The organism is Cohnella xylanilytica (assembly GCF_014212175.1).
GTDB classification, from domain to species: domain Bacteria; phylum Bacillota; class Bacilli; order Paenibacillales; family Paenibacillaceae; genus Cohnella; species Cohnella xylanilytica.
Genome location: NZ_JACJVR010000019.1, coordinates 107,019 through 122,466, shown reverse-complemented (window position 1 = coordinate 122,466; position 15,448 = coordinate 107,019). Strand labels below are relative to the sequence as shown.

At 59.0% G+C, this 15,448-nt stretch carries 13 protein-coding genes and 1 other annotated feature; of the genes, 6 read left to right on the top strand and 7 right to left on the bottom strand.

Translation table 11 applies throughout. The annotated features are described in order from the left end of the window. The first annotated feature begins 34 nt into the window (after nt 1–34). A complete protein-coding gene (locus H7B90_RS05945) occupies nt 35–628 on the top strand; it encodes a zinc metalloprotease (RefSeq protein WP_185134933.1) in 594 nt (197 codons plus the stop codon). A gap of 12 nt (nt 629–640) precedes the next feature. Continuing rightward, a complete protein-coding gene (locus H7B90_RS05940) occupies nt 641–1,207 on the top strand; it encodes a hypothetical protein (RefSeq protein WP_185134932.1) in 567 nt (188 codons plus the stop codon). Nucleotides 1,208–1,677: 470 nt separating this feature from the next. On the opposite strand, the gene H7B90_RS05935 is transcribed toward H7B90_RS05940, so the two are convergent. The 4 genes from H7B90_RS05935 to H7B90_RS05920 all read right to left on the bottom strand — a co-directional run bounded on the left by H7B90_RS05935 (nt 1,678) and on the right by H7B90_RS05920 (nt 5,245). Further along, complete coding sequence (locus H7B90_RS05935; protein WP_185134931.1) at nt 1,678–2,112, bottom strand: N-acetyltransferase; 435 nt, start codon at nt 2,110–2,112, stop codon at nt 1,678–1,680. 485 nt (nt 2,113–2,597) lie between these two features. Then, nucleotides 2,598–3,458: an SDR family oxidoreductase gene (locus tag H7B90_RS05930; protein WP_185134930.1), complete on the bottom strand. Its 861-nt coding sequence runs from the start codon at nt 3,456–3,458 to the stop codon at nt 2,598–2,600. Beyond that, the gene (gene uxuA, locus H7B90_RS05925) at nt 3,455–4,549 is read right to left on the bottom strand and encodes a mannonate dehydratase (RefSeq protein ID WP_185134929.1); all 1,095 of its coding nucleotides are present in this window, start codon (nt 4,547–4,549) and stop codon (nt 3,455–3,457) included. The genes H7B90_RS05930 and uxuA overlap by 4 nt, the downstream gene beginning before the upstream one ends. Before the next feature lie 9 nt (nt 4,550–4,558). After that, nucleotides 4,559–5,245 carry a GntR family transcriptional regulator gene (locus H7B90_RS05920; protein ID WP_185134928.1) on the bottom strand — a complete coding sequence of 229 codons (687 nt, stop codon included), beginning with the start codon at nt 5,243–5,245 and terminating at the stop codon, nt 4,559–4,561. A gap of 98 nt (nt 5,246–5,343) precedes the next feature. Between H7B90_RS05920 and uxaC the strand changes: the two genes are divergently transcribed. Continuing rightward, a complete protein-coding gene (uxaC, locus tag H7B90_RS05915; protein WP_185134927.1) occupies nt 5,344–6,747 on the top strand; it encodes a glucuronate isomerase in 1,404 nt (467 codons plus the stop codon). 138 nt (nt 6,748–6,885) lie between these two features. Here uxaC and leuA read toward each other — a convergent pair whose 3' ends face one another. Further along, nucleotides 6,886–8,562: a 2-isopropylmalate synthase gene (leuA, locus tag H7B90_RS05910; protein WP_185134926.1), complete on the bottom strand. Its 1,677-nt coding sequence runs from the start codon at nt 8,560–8,562 to the stop codon at nt 6,886–6,888. 78 nt (nt 8,563–8,640) lie between these two features. Beyond that, nucleotides 8,641–8,907, bottom strand: a binding site (T-box leader). 175 nt (nt 8,908–9,082) lie between these two features. On the opposite strand from leuA, the gene H7B90_RS05905 reads away from it, so the two are divergent. Continuing rightward, the gene (locus H7B90_RS05905; protein ID WP_221481930.1) at nt 9,083–10,630 is read left to right on the top strand and encodes an MFS transporter; all 1,548 of its coding nucleotides are present in this window, start codon (nt 9,083–9,085) and stop codon (nt 10,628–10,630) included. Nucleotides 10,631–10,786: 156 nt separating this feature from the next. Here the strand turns inward: H7B90_RS05905 and H7B90_RS05900 are convergent, their stop codons facing one another. After that, nucleotides 10,787–11,380 carry a TetR/AcrR family transcriptional regulator gene (locus H7B90_RS05900; RefSeq protein WP_185134924.1) on the bottom strand — a complete coding sequence of 198 codons (594 nt, stop codon included), beginning with the start codon at nt 11,378–11,380 and terminating at the stop codon, nt 10,787–10,789. 281 nt (nt 11,381–11,661) lie between these two features. Here H7B90_RS05900 and H7B90_RS05895 point away from each other — a divergent pair, with 281 nt between their 5' ends. Next, nucleotides 11,662–12,066: a VOC family protein gene (locus tag H7B90_RS05895; protein ID WP_185135008.1), complete on the top strand. Its 405-nt coding sequence runs from the start codon at nt 11,662–11,664 to the stop codon at nt 12,064–12,066. Nucleotides 12,067–12,126: 60 nt separating this feature from the next. Here H7B90_RS05895 and H7B90_RS05890 read toward each other — a convergent pair whose 3' ends face one another. After that, nucleotides 12,127–13,083, bottom strand: a complete 957-nt coding sequence (locus H7B90_RS05890; RefSeq protein WP_185134923.1) for a helix-turn-helix domain-containing protein — start codon at nt 13,081–13,083, stop codon at nt 12,127–12,129. Nucleotides 13,084–13,283: 200 nt separating this feature from the next. Here H7B90_RS05890 and H7B90_RS05885 point away from each other — a divergent pair, with 200 nt between their 5' ends. Then, nucleotides 13,284–15,407, top strand: a complete 2,124-nt coding sequence (locus H7B90_RS05885; RefSeq protein ID WP_185134922.1) for a glycoside hydrolase family 52 protein — start codon at nt 13,284–13,286, stop codon at nt 15,405–15,407. The last annotated feature ends 41 nt before the right edge of the window (nt 15,408–15,448 follow it).

Sequence of the window (15,448 nt, the reverse complement as noted above, 5' to 3'; positions counted from 1 at the left end):
GTAAACGAGAAAATTAAGACGGGAGAGATGATTTATGAAAACTCTGAAGTCAATGAAGCCAGTTATTCTTGCAATATGTATAACTGTAGTTAGCGGAACTACTGCTTTAGCAAGTAGCGATCATTACCATAAAATTGGCTTTGGCAATGAACCACTGCATTTATATTTTTGGAAAGATTCATCGGTAGCTTCGTATGGCTATACAAGTTATGCAAATACAGGATTTAATGCATGGGATGGAATATCTGATGCCTTGACTTTCCACGAGGAGTCATCGGAACCCACATATGGGAGTGTTGTAACTTATGTCGGTAATACGATTCCGGGCAAGGACGTATATGGCACTGTAGACCATTGGGTCTATGGTTTGTTTGGATGGACTCAGGTGAATCCAGACGACAGAAGACATCGATCAAGGGTACGATTTGATCATACGAATCTTTCTTCATTAGGGAGCAATGCGTTAAGACAATATGCATTTACCCATGAGTTTGGTCATGCAGTAGGTCTTAAACATAATAATGATTCTGGTGTTGCTTCGGTTATGAGGGATGATTCGATGGTAGCATCAAACAATATGCCACAACCAATTGATAAAGCACATATCATCGAAAAATATGGAGATTAAGGAGGAGAATATATGAAATTAAAAAAGACAATGGCACTTGTATTGGGGGCTTTGGTTTTTTCGGCAACTGGATATTTAATTTTGGATAGCAAAACAACAGTGGCTGAAATAGAAACAATGCCGGTTACTCACAATAATTTAAGTGAACTTGAAAGTCGCTCACAACTGATTGTTACCGGCATACCAATTTCAAGCAAAAACCATGTTATAAGAGACGAAAAGGGATTTACAGAGGAAGCCTTTACGATAACGAGCTTTAAAGTAGACAATGTTTATGCTAACAAATCAGGAGTTAAAATTAATGAAGGTGATATCATTAAAGTCGCTGAACCTGTGTATACCGTTGATAACGGATTGAAGCCAGGGCGAACACAGTTTGTTATTGAAGACTATGAGGCTATGCAGAAATCGGAAAGATACCTATTGGTACTAAGACCTGATTTGAAATACCCAGATTTGAATGTGATTGTAGGTGTTAATGAAGGGAAGTATAATTTGGATACTTCCGAAAAAAGAGTAGTCAACGAAAAGACAGGCAAGTTCAAAGATGAGCTAATTGGTAAATATAATATAAAATAACGGGAAAGTATGAACCATTATTCAAGCTCAATGTGATGATTTGTTATGGTAAAAGATATTCTCATTGATTCTTTGAGTGATCATTAGACTTTATTAAGGTATGGTCTCCTTTGAAGGAGGCTGTACCTTTTCCTATTTAGGGCCTCGAAAACAGGTCACTTATTTCGACAATTTCGGAAAGTAAAATGCAGTCCAAATTGGCATGATGTCCAGCGAGAAAGTGGTGATGGAATATCTTGTGCTTTACCCTTGGCCTCATGAAGTCGTTTCTGGGGAGCCTTCAAATGTGACGGAACGGTCGAGGCCGTGCGGCAGCTCGTGCGGGAGCTGACAAGCGAGGGGTACGAGCTGGTCACGGTCAGCGAGCTGCTCGCCATGAACGAGAGCTAAACGGAGGGGGGGAGCCCCTCCGTTTGCGCTTATTCCGGCTTCGAAGGCGGTCCGGAGGCAGTGGTCGACCTCATATTCGCTTAATCCTTTTTATTCCAGACCATAACATACTCTTTTGAAGACGTGTTTTCATCGACAGCCTCCGAAGCTATGACGAAACCATTCTTTTGATAGAACCGAACCGCATGGTCGTTCTCCTGATAGACTTTCAACGTGATCGTTTCCTTCTGGTTCTTAACGTAATTCAGCAGAATCTTTCCATATCCTTTCCCTTGCTCGGCAGGACTGACAAACAAAGCCGCCAAGTAGTCGTCGACCATAGAGATAAATCCCGCTATCGCGCCTTCCGCTTCAAGTACATAAGACTGAGACATCGGAAGATACGTCTCTTTCATGACGGACCGATTGCTCTCCCAATATTCCGCCGGTATGAAGCGATGGGCCTCTTTGGATCCGGCAAGCCAGATCTCTACCATAGAATCGATATCGTTTTCCGCGAATAATCTAACAACCAATCAGCTATCCCGCCTCTCTTTTAAAAGTAAAGGATCGCCCGATTCATAAGCTCGGCCCCGGTCCATGAGCCTCGTTCTGTAACGAACTCAGGAGACGCTATTTCGCGTCAAAAGCCCCTTTTGAAAATCTAACGAACTCCAGCGATCTTATTTGGGGCCAACCGGGGGAAAAACGGGCTTCCGGCACGAAATAGCGTCTCTACGATTCGTTAGAATCGCAAATCTTTCATTTTCGGCCAAATAGCGTCTCCTGGATTCGTTAGCCGCCTTCCCCAATCGAAAACGGGAACCAGGCGCATATTAATAGAAGCTTTGAGCAACGCGATATTCACAAGGATAAGCGATTCCGAGCCCGGATAACAAGTCTGCATGCGAGTGGGTCAATCATAGAAAAAAGCGCGATCCGGATGGAGCCGTTCGGGAAGTCCGAACGACTCTGCCGGAATCGCGCTATTGTGCTAGGATGCGCCTCTAGCACAAGGATTTTAGACGCCCGAATAGGCCATGAACCCGCCGTCGACGGGGACGACCGTTCCCGTCACGAAGCCCGAGGTCTCGTCGTCGACGAGCCAGAGCAGCGTGCCGAGCAGATCCTCCGGCTCGCCGAATCGGCGCATCGGCGTGTGCGAGATGATTTTCCCGGACCGTTCGGTTAAGCTTCCGTCTTCCTTGAGCAGCAGATTGCGGTTCTGCTCGGTCAGGAAGAAGCCCGGCGCGATCGCGTTCACGCGGATGTTCGACTCCGCCAGGTGGACGGCCAGCCACTGCGTCCAGTTGTTGATCGCGGCCTTGGCGGCGCTGTACGCGGGCACCTTCGTCATCGGGGAAGGCGCGCTCATGGACGAGACGTTGAGCACGACGCCGCTGCGGCGCTCCGCCATGGAACGGGCGAAGATCTGGGTCGGGATGAAGGTCCCCATGAAGTTCAGGTCGAGCACGTTGCGGAAGCCGGAGACGCTGAGGCCGAAGAAGGTCGTTACGCCTTCGCGCTCCAGATCCTCGGGCCGGAAAATCTCGTTCGTCGTATTGGCGCTAGGATGATTGCCGCCCGCCCCGTTGATCAGAATATCGCAAGGCCCCAGCTTCTCCGATACGAGCTTCTCCGCCTCCTGAACGCTGTCCGGATTCGTGACGTCGCAGGCGACGGCGATGGCCGTGCCGCCCGCTTCCTCGATCTCCCGGGCGACCCGTTCGCCCTTGTCGGCCGTCCGGTTCAGCACGGCGATCTTCGCGCCCTGCCGGCCGAGCTCGAGCGCCATGACCCGGCACAGAACGCCGGAGCCTCCGGTGATGACGACAACCTTGCCTTGCAGAGACGGGTGAATGGGCAGTCCGCGTTCGCTCATTGCGCAGCAACCTTCCTCTCGCCGGATTCCGAAGCCGCTCTCTCCGCGGCATCCCACAATCCCCACAGATACATGATGCCGAGGGCTCGGTCGTACAAGCCATATCCCGGGCGGCATACCTCTCCCCACAGATGCCGGCCGTGATCGGGCCGCGCGTAGCCGGAGAAGCCGACGTCATGGTAAGCCTTCACGATGCCGGCGATGTCGACGGTGCCGTCCTGCGTCCGGTGGGACGTCTCGATGAAGTCCCCGTTCTCGTACACCCGAACGTTGCGGATGTGGGCGAACGGAATGCGGTCGGCGAACTCATGGATCATCGAGACGATATCGTTCTCCGGGTTGGCGCCGAGCGACCCGCTGCACAGCGTAATCCCGTTGGAAGGGCTGTCGTGCAGCTTCAGGAAGCGGCGGAAGTTCGCCTGGCTCGTCATGATGCGCGGCAGGCCGAACACCGGCCACGGCGGATCGTCCGGGTGAATGGCCATCTGGATGCCGTGCTTCGCGGCCACCGGCACGACCTCGTTCAGGAAGTAGCCGAGGTTCTCCCACAGGTTCTCTTCGGTCACGCCTTTATACGCCTCGAAAAGAGAGGTTAAATGGGCGAGGCGCTCCGGCTCCCAGCCCGGCATCGTCAGCTCCGAATTCTCGTTGATCTTCCGGACGAGCTCGAAGGGATCGAGGTCCGCGATTTTGCTCTTCTCATAGAAGAGGGCGGTCGAGCCGTCGGCCATCTCCTTGTGGAGATCGGTCCGCAGCCAGTCGAACACGGGCATGAAGTTGTAGCAGATGACCTTCACGCCGACTTGCCCCAGCTTCTCGATCGTCTTCTTGTAATTCTCGATGTACTTGTCCCGGCTCGGGAGCCCGAGCTTGATGTCTTCGTGAACGTTGACGCTCTCGACGACGTCGATGTGCAGGCCCGCCGCATGCGCTTGATCGCGAACCTCGATAATCTTCTCCATCGGCCATTCGTCCCCGGCCGGAACGTCGTGCAAGGACCAGACGATGCCTTCGACGCCCGGAATCTGCTTGATCTGGGCCAGCGAGACCGTATCGTTGCCTTCGCCGAACCAACGGAAGGTCATTCTCATGCCTCTCGTTCACTCTCCCTGTTTAAAATAATGGGGGAACTTCTCCTGCAGCAGCGGCTGATCTTCGACGCTCAGGTGCAGATGTTCCTTCATGAGCCGTTCCGCCGCGTCGGCGTCGCGCCCGCGGATCGCGGCGGTCATTCGCTCGTGATGCTCGTACAGATGGTCCCACCGATGGTCGGTGACGAGCCTCAGCAGCCGGCTCCGATTCAGGTGGACGTTCATCTGCTGGATGACGGACCACGTGTTCAGCTTGCCGCAGCCTTCGAACAAGGTGCGGTGGAAGCCCTCGTCCAGCTCGAACAAGCGCCTGTGATCCTCGCGCTCGATGCATGCCCGCTGCTCGCGGAGGTTGGCCTCCAGCTCGGCGAGCTTCTCTTCCGGGAACTTCTCGCAGGCGAGGCGGATGACCGCCTTCTCGAGATGCTCCCGCATGAACCTCGCTTCCTCGACCAGCTCCGGATCGATGAGCGAGACGAACGTTCCTCTCTGCGGCAGCACCTGCACGAGCCCTTCCTGGGCGAGCCGCAGGAAGGATTCCCGCACGGGCGTGCGGCTGACGTTGAATCGAAGGGAGGATTCCTTCTCCGACAAGGCGGTGCCGGGAGGAAGCTCCAGGCTTAGAATCTTTTCCCTTAACTTCGCGTAGACCAGGTCCCGAGCGGATGGCGTCGGCGTCTGGCCGATAAATGGCATCTGATCTGGCCACCTCCCGAATCTGTTTGTTCCATACTACCACACTTGTATGGTAGTATGGAACTGCAAATTCCAAACGAGTGGAGGAGACGCCGGCCATGATTCCTTTTCATACGGAGAACTTGCTGCTGACCACCGAGAGCGCGCGGATACTGTACCGCGACTATGCCTCGGACATGCCGATTTACGACTATCACAACCACCTCGATCCGGGCAAGATCGCGTCCGGATATCGGTTCCGGAACGTGACGGAGCTGTGGCTGAACGGAGACCATTACAAGTGGCGCGCCTTGCGCTGGCTAGGGGTGGACGAGAGCCTGATTACGGGGGAGGCGCCGGACAAGGACAAATTCCTCGCGTGGGCGAAGGCCGTTCCGGCGATGGCGGGCAATCCTCTCTATCATTGGACGCATCTCGAGCTGGAGCGGCACTTCGGCATTAAGGAGCGGCTGTCGGAAGCGAACGCGGAGGAGATCTGGAACCGGTGCAACGAACGGCTCGCGGAGGATTCGTCCTTGACCGCGTCCGGCATCCTGGCGAAGTTCGACGTCCGGGTCGCCTGCACGACGGACGACCCGATCGATTCGCTGGACGAGCACCGGAGCATTCGGGAGAACCCGGCGATCCGCGCCAAGGTGACGCCGACGTTCCGTCCCGACCGCATTCTCGACATTCGCCGAGGGGACTTCGCCGATTACTTGTCTCGCCTCGGCGAGGCGGCGAACGTGGAGATCGCCGGTCTGCCCGAGCTGCTCGCGGCCGTCTCTAACCGGATCGACTACTTCCACGAGCACGGCTGCCGGCTGTCCGATCACGGCTTCGGCGAGCTGCCGTACGCGCCGGCCTCGGAGAAGGAGGCGGCCGCGATCTTGCGAAGCGCGCTGGAAGGGCGGGCGGTCACGGAAGAGGAGGCGGCCCGGTACCAGACGTTCCTGATGGTTCGCCTCGGCGAATTTTACCACGCGCGCGGCTGGGCGATGCAGCTGCATATCGGCGCGATCCGGAACAACAACACGCGCATGTCCGCGCGGCTCGGAAGAGACAGCGGCTACGATTCGATTCTCGACTACCATCTGGCCCGTCCGCTCAACGGGCTGCTCGACGAGCTCGACAGGAACGATCGCCTGCCGAAGACGATCGTCTATTCGCTGTATCCGGGACAGTACGAGACGATCGCGACGACGATCGGCAACTTCCAGGGCGGCGGCATTCGCGGCAAGCTGCAGCTCGGCTCCGCCTGGTGGTTCCACGACCAGAAGGAGGGGATGCTGCAGCAGCTGAAGGCTCTGTCCAACATCGGGCTGATCTCGGCCTTCGTCGGCATGCTGACCGATTCGCGCAGCTTCCTGTCGTTCCCTCGGCACGAGTATTTCCGGCGGACGCTGTGCGGGCTGCTCGGAACGTGGATGGAGGAAGGCGAGCTTCCGACGGATTACGAATACGTCGGAGAGCTCGTCAGGGACATCTGCTTCCGCAACGCCGAAGCGTACTTCGGGATTTGACGTCTGGACGGCAGGCTTAATGCTCGAGCCACACGCTCAGGCCATGCGCGCTTCGCGAGAGGGCGAATGACGAAGGAGCTGTTCCGCAAGGTCGAACGACCTTTGCGGAACAGCCCCTTATCGTTTGCGTACGCGATCTTACTTTTCCCCGTTCGCGTTGCGGCTCATTTGATTGACGGCGCTGACCAGAGCTTTGACGGACGAGTTCATAATGTCGACGTCGATGCCGCAGCCCCAATAGACGCCCCCGTCGGCAGCCGTGATTCCGATATAGGAGACGGCCTGCGATTTGGAGCCCGTCTCGAGCGCATGCTCTTTATATACCAAATCCGTGTAATCCACGCCGAGATGGGCTTGCAGGGCGTTGCTGATCGAATCGAGCCGCCCGTTGCCGGAGCCCGTTATTTCCTTGACTTCGCCGCCCGTCCGGATCGAGACGACGGTCTGGAATTCCTCGTCGTCTGTAAAGCGGTATTTGACCAGTTCGACGGGCGCGTTCAAATTCACGTATTCCTTCAGGAAGATGTCGTAGATTTCATCCGGCATCAGCTCTTTCTGCTGGTGATCGGATACGTTTTTGACGCAATATCCGAAGTGTTCGCGCATTTTCGGCGGGAGATCGAGACCGTACTTTTGCTGCAGCACGTAACCGATTCCGCCTTTGCCGGATTGGCTGTTGATGCGGATAATGTCCCCCTCGTATTGCCGGCCGATATCCTTCGGATCGATGAGCAGGTAAGGGACCGACCAATGCGCAGGCTCCTTCTCTTCGCGCCACTTCATTCCCTTGGCGATCGCATCCTGATGCGAACCGGAGAACGCGGTGAAGACGAGTTCGCCGCCGTAAGGGTGTCTTTCGCCGACCCTCATCTTGGTCAGCCGTTCGTAGACGGACAGGATCCCGGGGATGTTCTCGAAGTTCAGCTTCGGGTCGACCCCGTGCGAGTACAGGTTCAGCGCCAGCGTGACGATGTCGACGTTCCCCGTCCGTTCTCCGTTGCCGAACAAGGTGCCTTCGACCCGCTGGGCTCCGGCCAGCATCCCCAGCTCGGCGTCCGCCACGCCCGTTCCTCTGTCGTTATGCGGATGAACCGATAAAATCACATGCTCCCGGAAGTTCAAGTGCTCGCTCATGTATTCGATCTGGCTGGCGTAGACGTGAGGCATCGACATGGACACCGTCGCCGGAAGATTGATGATGACCGGGTTCTCCGCCGTCGGCTGCCAGACATCGAGCACGCGGTTGCAGATGTCCAGCGCAAACTCGATCTCCGTGCCGGTGAAGCTCTCCGGCGAATACTGGAACTGGAAGTTCCCCTCCGTCTCCGCCGCGCACTCCTTCAACAGCTTGGCGCCGCTGACGGCGATATCGATGATCTCTTCCTTGGACTTGCGGAATACTTGTTCCCGCTGCGCCACGGAGGTCGAGTTGTACAGATGGACGACGGCTTTGTTCGCGCCTTTCAGCGATTCGAACGTTTTGCGGATAATGTGCTCTCTCGATTGGGTCAGCACTTGGATCGTGACGTCGTCCGGGATCAAATTTTGTTCGATCAATGCGCGCAAGAAGGCGAACTCCGTCTCCGACGCCGCGGGAAATCCGACCTCGATCTCCTTGAAGCCGATATCCACGAGCATCTTGAAGTATTCCAGCTTCTCCTCCAAGTTCATCGGGACGATCAAGGCCTGGTTGCCGTCGCGAAGGTCGACGCTGCACCAGATCGGCGCTTCCTCGATATATTCCTTCCGGGTCCAATTCAAGCTTGTCTTCGGAGGCATGAAGTAGCCTCTGGCGTATTTTTCGACATTTCTCATGAACGATCTTCCTTTCGTCGATTTCTATCGGGATCGGCAAAGCTTGAACGGACGCAAAAAAAGCCTCGCGTCTCCATTATCAGAGACGCAAGACTTTGACATCTTACGCGGTACCACTCCGAATTCACGCCGCTCGCGGCATGCACTCTGCGGATGCGGGGTCGCCACAAGCGGACGAATCCCTTATCCTCCCGATGGTAACGGCCAGGCTGCCGGCTCCGCTTACTTGGCTTGTTCAGCGAGCGACTCCAAGGCGAGTTCGGATTCCCTTCGCGGCTGCTTCGCACCGTCCAACAGCTCTCTGGTCGCTTGAGAAATCGTACTATTCCTTTTCAACGTCTTTGATTATTTGAAAGAATCTTATAGCTCCTTGGCCGCAATGTCAAGTGTTTTTCGGAATTGCGGGATGCGGAATGGGTACCAAAAATCTGTGTTGACCATAAACTGTTTAGATTATATACTGCGTACATGAACTACAGTGTATATGATAAACAGTAATCGAAAAGAGGAGAGGATTGCTTTGATTAAAGAAAATCGAACAGGGGCCCGGCTGGCGGGCCGCAAGGAATGGATCGCGCTTGCCGTTCTTTGTCTCCCGCTCATGGTCGTGTCGATGGACGTCTCCGTCCTGTTCTTCGCCGCGCCCGACATTGCCGCGGATCTGCAGCCGACCGCGAACCAGCAATTGTGGATCTTCGACGTCTACGGCTTCATTCTCGCCGGACTGCTGCTGACGATGGGCGCCGTCGGCGACCGAATCGGACGCCGGCGGCTGCTCATGATCGGCTCCGTGGGGTTCGCTCTCAGCTCGTTGTTCGCCGCGTACGCCCAGACGGCCGAAGCTCTGATTGCGGCCCGTGGGATTCTCGGGATCGCGGGATCGACTCTTATGCCGTCCACGCTCGCTCTCGTTCGCACGATGTTCCAGGACGACAACCAGCGCACCAAAGCGATGTCGATCTGGAGCGCGGTCATGGCCAGCGGCGTCACGGTCGGGCCGATTATCGGCGGCTTGCTCATTCAATCCTTCTCCTGGGGATCGGTGTTCCTGATCAACATCCCGGCGATGGCGCTGCTGCTGCTTATCGCGCCGTTCCTGCTGCCGGAGAACCGCAGCTCCTCGCCCGGCCGGATCGATATCGCAAGCTCGCTTCTGGCTCTCGCCGCCATCCTGCCCGTTACCTACGGCGTCAAGACGCTCGCGGAAGACGGATGGGCTCCGATTCCCGTCGCCCTTCTCGCGGCAGGATTGGTCGTCGGATACGCGTTCGTCCGGCGCCAACTGTCCATCGCGAACCCCTTGCTCGATATCCGGGCGTTGATGGATCGGCGGACCGGAGGCTCGATCCTCATTAACCTGATCGCCACCTTCACGCTTATGGCGAGCGCCTTGGTCAACACCCAATTCCTTCAATCGGTACTCGGATACTCTCCGTTCGTCGCTTCGCTGTGGAGCGTGCTGCCTTCGGTCGCCGTCGGGGCGGCGGCTCCGCTCGCCGCCAAGCTGTCGCTAACGCTCGGGAGGCCGCGCGTCATGGCCGGAGGCTTCGCGGTGTCGGCGATCGGATTCGGCATCCTGACCCAGGTGCGGCTCGACGGCTTCCTGCCGCTGGCCGTCATGCTCGTCGGAGCCGGATTGGTCGCGGCGGGAATCGTCTCCGTCATGACTCTCGTCGCCGATTACGTCGTGGGGGTCGCGCCGGCCGACCGCGCGGGAGCCGTCGGCGGCCTCATCGAGACCTCCAGCGAGCTCGGAGGGGCGTTCGGCATCGCGCTTCTCGGCTGCGTCCTGGCGGCCGTCTATCGGCATGCCGTAGCGCCTCTGCTGCCCGCCGGTCTCTCGCCGGAAGCGTCCGTCGCGGCCGGTCAGACGATCGCCGGAGCGTCGGCCGTATCCCATGCCTTGCCCGCCGAAGCGGCGACTCAAGTTCTGAACGCCTCCAAGGAAGCGTTCATGACCGCCATGCACGTCACCAGTCTCGTCGCCGGCGTCATTCTCTTGCTGGCCACCGCGGCTACGTTAACGCTGCTGCGCGACAAGAAGGCCGCCGTCAGCGCCGCCGCGTAACCTTCGAACGACCATGAAAAAAAAGCTATTTCCAGGATGGCGATCCATCTTGGAAATAGCTTTTTGCCGTTGGCCTCGTTGCGGAATTCTCGCAGCCGCTGCCATGTCCGCCCTCGATGCCCGGCCCCTGCCCGGTCAAGCAGCAGCCGTCTCGTACTATAGCGAAGCGAGCGCGAGTTTGATGATCGTCTTGACGAACGCGTCGTCGATCGGTTCGCGCGAGAACCAGCGGCGGTAGAAGAGCGGCCCCAGCAGGGCTGCGACGATCGTCGACGCGTCGGCGCGCGCCGGCAGCTCGCCCCTGTCTACCGCGCGCTGCAGAACCTCTCGCAGGGGGGCGGCGTGTCCGCGCTGAATCCGGCTGTGGATCTCCGCGAACTCGGGATTGCGCTCGGCGGTGTCGACGATGGACGGCAGGACGAAGGACCAGTTCGCCGTCGGCAGCAGGTGCGCGATCTCCATCAGGATGGCCGTGACGTCACCTTCGAGCGAGCCGGTGTCGGGCGTCTCCTGCTCGGCGATCATCCGTGAGCAGGCGTCGATCACGAGCGCTTCCCGCGTAGGCCAGTGGCGGTAGATGGTCGTCTTCGCGACGCCGGAACGGCGAGCCACCTCGTCGACGGAGAAGCTGGCCACGCCGCCTTCGCTGAGCAGTTCGAACGCGGCGGACAGGACGGTATGTCGGGAGCGTTCGACGCGACGATTCACCTTGGCCGACGTCTCGCGCTCGGAATTCTTAGACGGAGTCACGCTCTTCCCTCCAACATAAAAGGACTTAAACGGGGATTCGTTGCCTCGAAATAAAAGGTTCCTCCCATTATATCATAGGCGTATCCTCGGCGCCGGGTCCAGGACCGCTCCAGGTCCAGGACCGCTCCAGGTCCCGGGGACGATCTTGCAGGAGGGCGATTTGGCGCCGCTAAGATGGACGTTCGGGCAACGGCCTCTCCTTTTTGAATTGACTCCGGCGATCGGAAATGATACGATACGGTATCGTAGCGTAATAAACCATTTTGAAAGGACGATGTCTCGTGAATTTCGCTTCCGTACGCATCATTACCGACGACCTGGATCGACTCGTCGAGTTCTACGAGAGAGTCACGGAGGTATCGGCGAAGCGCCCCGCGCCTGTCTTCGCCGAGTTCGTTCTGCCATCGTGCACCCTGGCGATCGGCCACTCCCAGACGGTGCGAATGTTCGGCGCCGATTCCGTGCGCGCGGCCGACAACCGCACCGTCATCCTCGAGTTTCGCGTTCGCGACGTCGATGCCGAGTATGCGCGCTTGAAGCCGTTTGTCGACGAGTGGGTGCAGGAGCCGACCACGATGCCGTGGGGGAACCGCTCCGCGCTGCTGCGCGACCCCGACGGCAACCTCGTCAACCTCTTCGCGCCGGTTACCGAGGAGGCGCTCGAGCGGTTCAGCGGCAGGCCTTGAGGGGCGGCGTTCCTAAGCGAAGCGGACGAATGGGGGGAGCGGCGGCGAATGCGGAACGGTTCACCGCGATGAATCCTGCGCGCCGGGAGAGCCGGTCCCAACCAGAGCGCCGCGGCGATAATCGCTGGGAGCCATGCCGGTCCAGCGCTTGAATTGGCGGCTGAAATGCGCGATGTCGCGGTAGCCGAGAAGGGCGGCGATCGACTGCACCGTGAACCGCGGGTCGGCGAGCAGCTGCTTCGATTCGTACAGCACGAGCTCGGACCAGTAGGCGCGGGGGGACTTGTCGTAAATCTCGCGGAACACCCGGTTGCAGTAAGAGACGCTGATCCCGAGCTCCGCGGCGATGTCGCCGACGCCGTAATGGTCGTCGCCGGGCGTCCCTTGGCGGATGTGCTGGCTGGCGACATGCTGCAGGCGGCTCGCGATCTTGTGCGCCAGCTCGACCTTGCCGTAGGCATGCGGCGACAGCTGCAGCGTCTCGGCGGAGATCGCCTCCCACAGCTGGCCGAACAGCTCGAACACGGCCGACTGCAGCTTCATCCGGCCGGCGACGGACCGCGAATCCGCTTCGGCGTCCGCCGACAGCATCTTCGCCAGGACGGGCTCGACCTGGCGAGCGACCGCGCCGCCCGCGGGGAACAGAACCTGCTCCAGCCGGCCGAGCAGGGAGAGGAACAGCCGGTCGTCCAAGTCGAAGTGAAGGCAGAAGTATTCGAAGGGCTCCCCGTCGCCGCTGCGGCTCGAATGGACGTCGCCGGGACGCAGAAGCAGGAGGTCGCCGGGCTTCTGCTCGTACGCGGTGCCGTTGACGGTCATCGTCTGGCGTCCGGCCAGCAAGTAGTTGATCTCGTATTGCGGGTGCTCGTGGGTCGGATACGTCCAGTCCCCGGGAACCTTTCTCCGGTGGATGCCGAACAGGTTCAACGTCGTCTTCACGTCGGGATACATCGTTTCGTTCCCGAGGAATTCGGCCTCGGCCGGAGGGCCGGGTCGGATCGGAGAGGAGGAGGACATTCGGATTCGCCCCTTATCGGTCGTTCTTCTCCCAGACGGACCGCGCGGCTAACAAGCCGTGCCGGTCCGTTTTTGTCGTACCCCCAGTATAACCGATCCAGGCGCGATTTGGGTAAATATTCGTCCGTTTTGGCAATGGCTCCGATCGGACCGGGCATGGTAGGATGAACGTACCGGATGGAAGAAAGGGGTTACAACGAATGTCGAATTCGATCTTTTATAATGCGCATCATTCGCCGATCGGCGCGTTCGCCAGCTTCACGCTCGGGTTCCGCGGAGCGAAGGGGGGCCTCGGGCTCGAGCTCGGCAAGCCCGCCGACCAGAACGTCTACATCGGGCTTCAGTCGCGGGAAGGCGACGTCTTCGAGGCTCTGCCGTTCTTCGGGGCGGCCGAGGACGAAGCTTCGAGATACGACGTGGAGAAAAAGGGTAAGCAAGCGGCTTCGGTCCTCGTTCCGTTCGCCGCCTCGGCTATCTCGCGCGAGTTCCGGGCCGGGGTCGATACGTGGAAGGCCGGCGACCTGACGTTCACGGTCTATTCTCCCGTGCGCCCGGTGCCGGATCCGGCGACCGCCGGCGAAGAGGAGCTGAAGGCGGCGCTCGTTCCGGCGGTGCTCGCGGAGCTCACCGTGGACAATACGGCGGGCACGCGCCCGCGCGTCGCCTTCTTCGGCTACGAAGGCAACGATCCGTACAGCGCCATGCGCAGGCTCGGCGAATCGGAGGACGAGCCTTGCGTCGGCGTCGGCCAAGGCCGGAATACGGCGATCGCGGCTACACGGGAGAGCGGCATGACGGCAGGTCTCGGCTTCTCGTTGGAGCGGATCCTGAACCCGAAGCATCCGCAGAACCTGACGTTCGGCCTCGGCCGGACGGGCGCGCTGCTGGCGGAGACGCCGGCGGGCGAGAAGAGAACGTACCGGTTCGCGATCGCGTTCCACCGGTCCGGCATCGTCACTTCCGGACTCGAAGCTTCCTATTATTACAACCGCTTCTTCCCCCGCATCGAGGACGCGGCCGAATACGCGCTGGCGAACTTCGAGGCGCTGTCCGCGTCGAGCAAGGCGGCCGACTCGTGGACCGGAACCGAGAAGCTGTCCGAAGACCAGGCGTTCATGCTGAGCCACGCGATCCAGAGCTATTACGGCAGCACCCAGCTGCTGGAAGCGGACGGAGAGCCGATCTGGATCGTGAACGAAGGCGAGTACCGCATGATGAACACCCTCGATCTGACGGCGGACCAGCTGTTCTACGAGCTGAAGATGAATCCGTGGACCGTGCGCAACGAGCTGGAGCTGTTCGCGAAGCGGTACAGCTACGTCGACCGGGTGCGCTTCCCCGGAGACGCCAAGCTCTACCCGGGAGGCCTCGCGTTCACGCACGACATGGGCGTCGCGAACGTATTCTCCCGCCCGGGCCACTCGTCCTACGAGCTGGCGGGCATCGACGACTGCTTCTCCTACATGAGCCACGAAGAGCTGGTGAACTGGCTCGCCTGCGCCGCCGTCTACATCGAACAGACGAAGGACCGCGAGTTCCTGGACCGGATGCTGCCGACGCTCGAGGAGGGCTTCCGAAGCATGCAGAACCGGGATCATCCGGACCCGGCCCAGCGCAACGGGCTGATGGGACTGGACAGCGACCGCACGGACGGCGGAGCGGAGATCTCGACGTACGACAGCCTCGACGTGTCGCTCGGCCAGTCGCGCAACAACATCTACATGGCCGGCAAGTGCTGGGCGGTCTACGTCGCGCTCGAGAAGCTGTTCGCGGCCGAAGGGCGGTCCGAGCTGGCCGCCGAAGCCGGCGAGCAGGCCGATCGGTGCGCGGCTTCGATCGCGTCCCGCTTGAACGACCAAGGCTACATTCCGGCCGTCATCGGCGAGAACAACGATTCGCGGATCATCCCCGCGATCGAAGGGCTTATTTTCCCGTACTTCACGGGCAATCAAGAAGCTCTCGATCCGAACGGACGGTTCTCCGGTTACCTGAAGGCGCTCAAGACGCATCTGGATACCGTTCTCGTGCCGGGAACCTGCCTGTTCGAGGACGGAGGCTGGAAGCTGTCGTCCACGAGCGACAATTCCTGGCTTAGCAAGATCTATCTGTGCCAATTTATCGCCCGGGAAATAATGGGCCTGCCCTGGGACGAGCGGGGACGCGCGGCGGACGCCGCCCACGTCGCTTGGCTGAAGCATCCGGAGCTGTCCTACTGGTGCTGGAGCGACCAGATTCTGAAGGGCGAGATTATCGGAAGCAAGTATTATCCGCGAGGCGTAACGGCTGTTCTGTGGCTGTCCGAGACGCGGACGGGGAGCCGCTAAACGGCGCTGTCCGCCGTCATGGCTGCCCTGTGACGATCTGC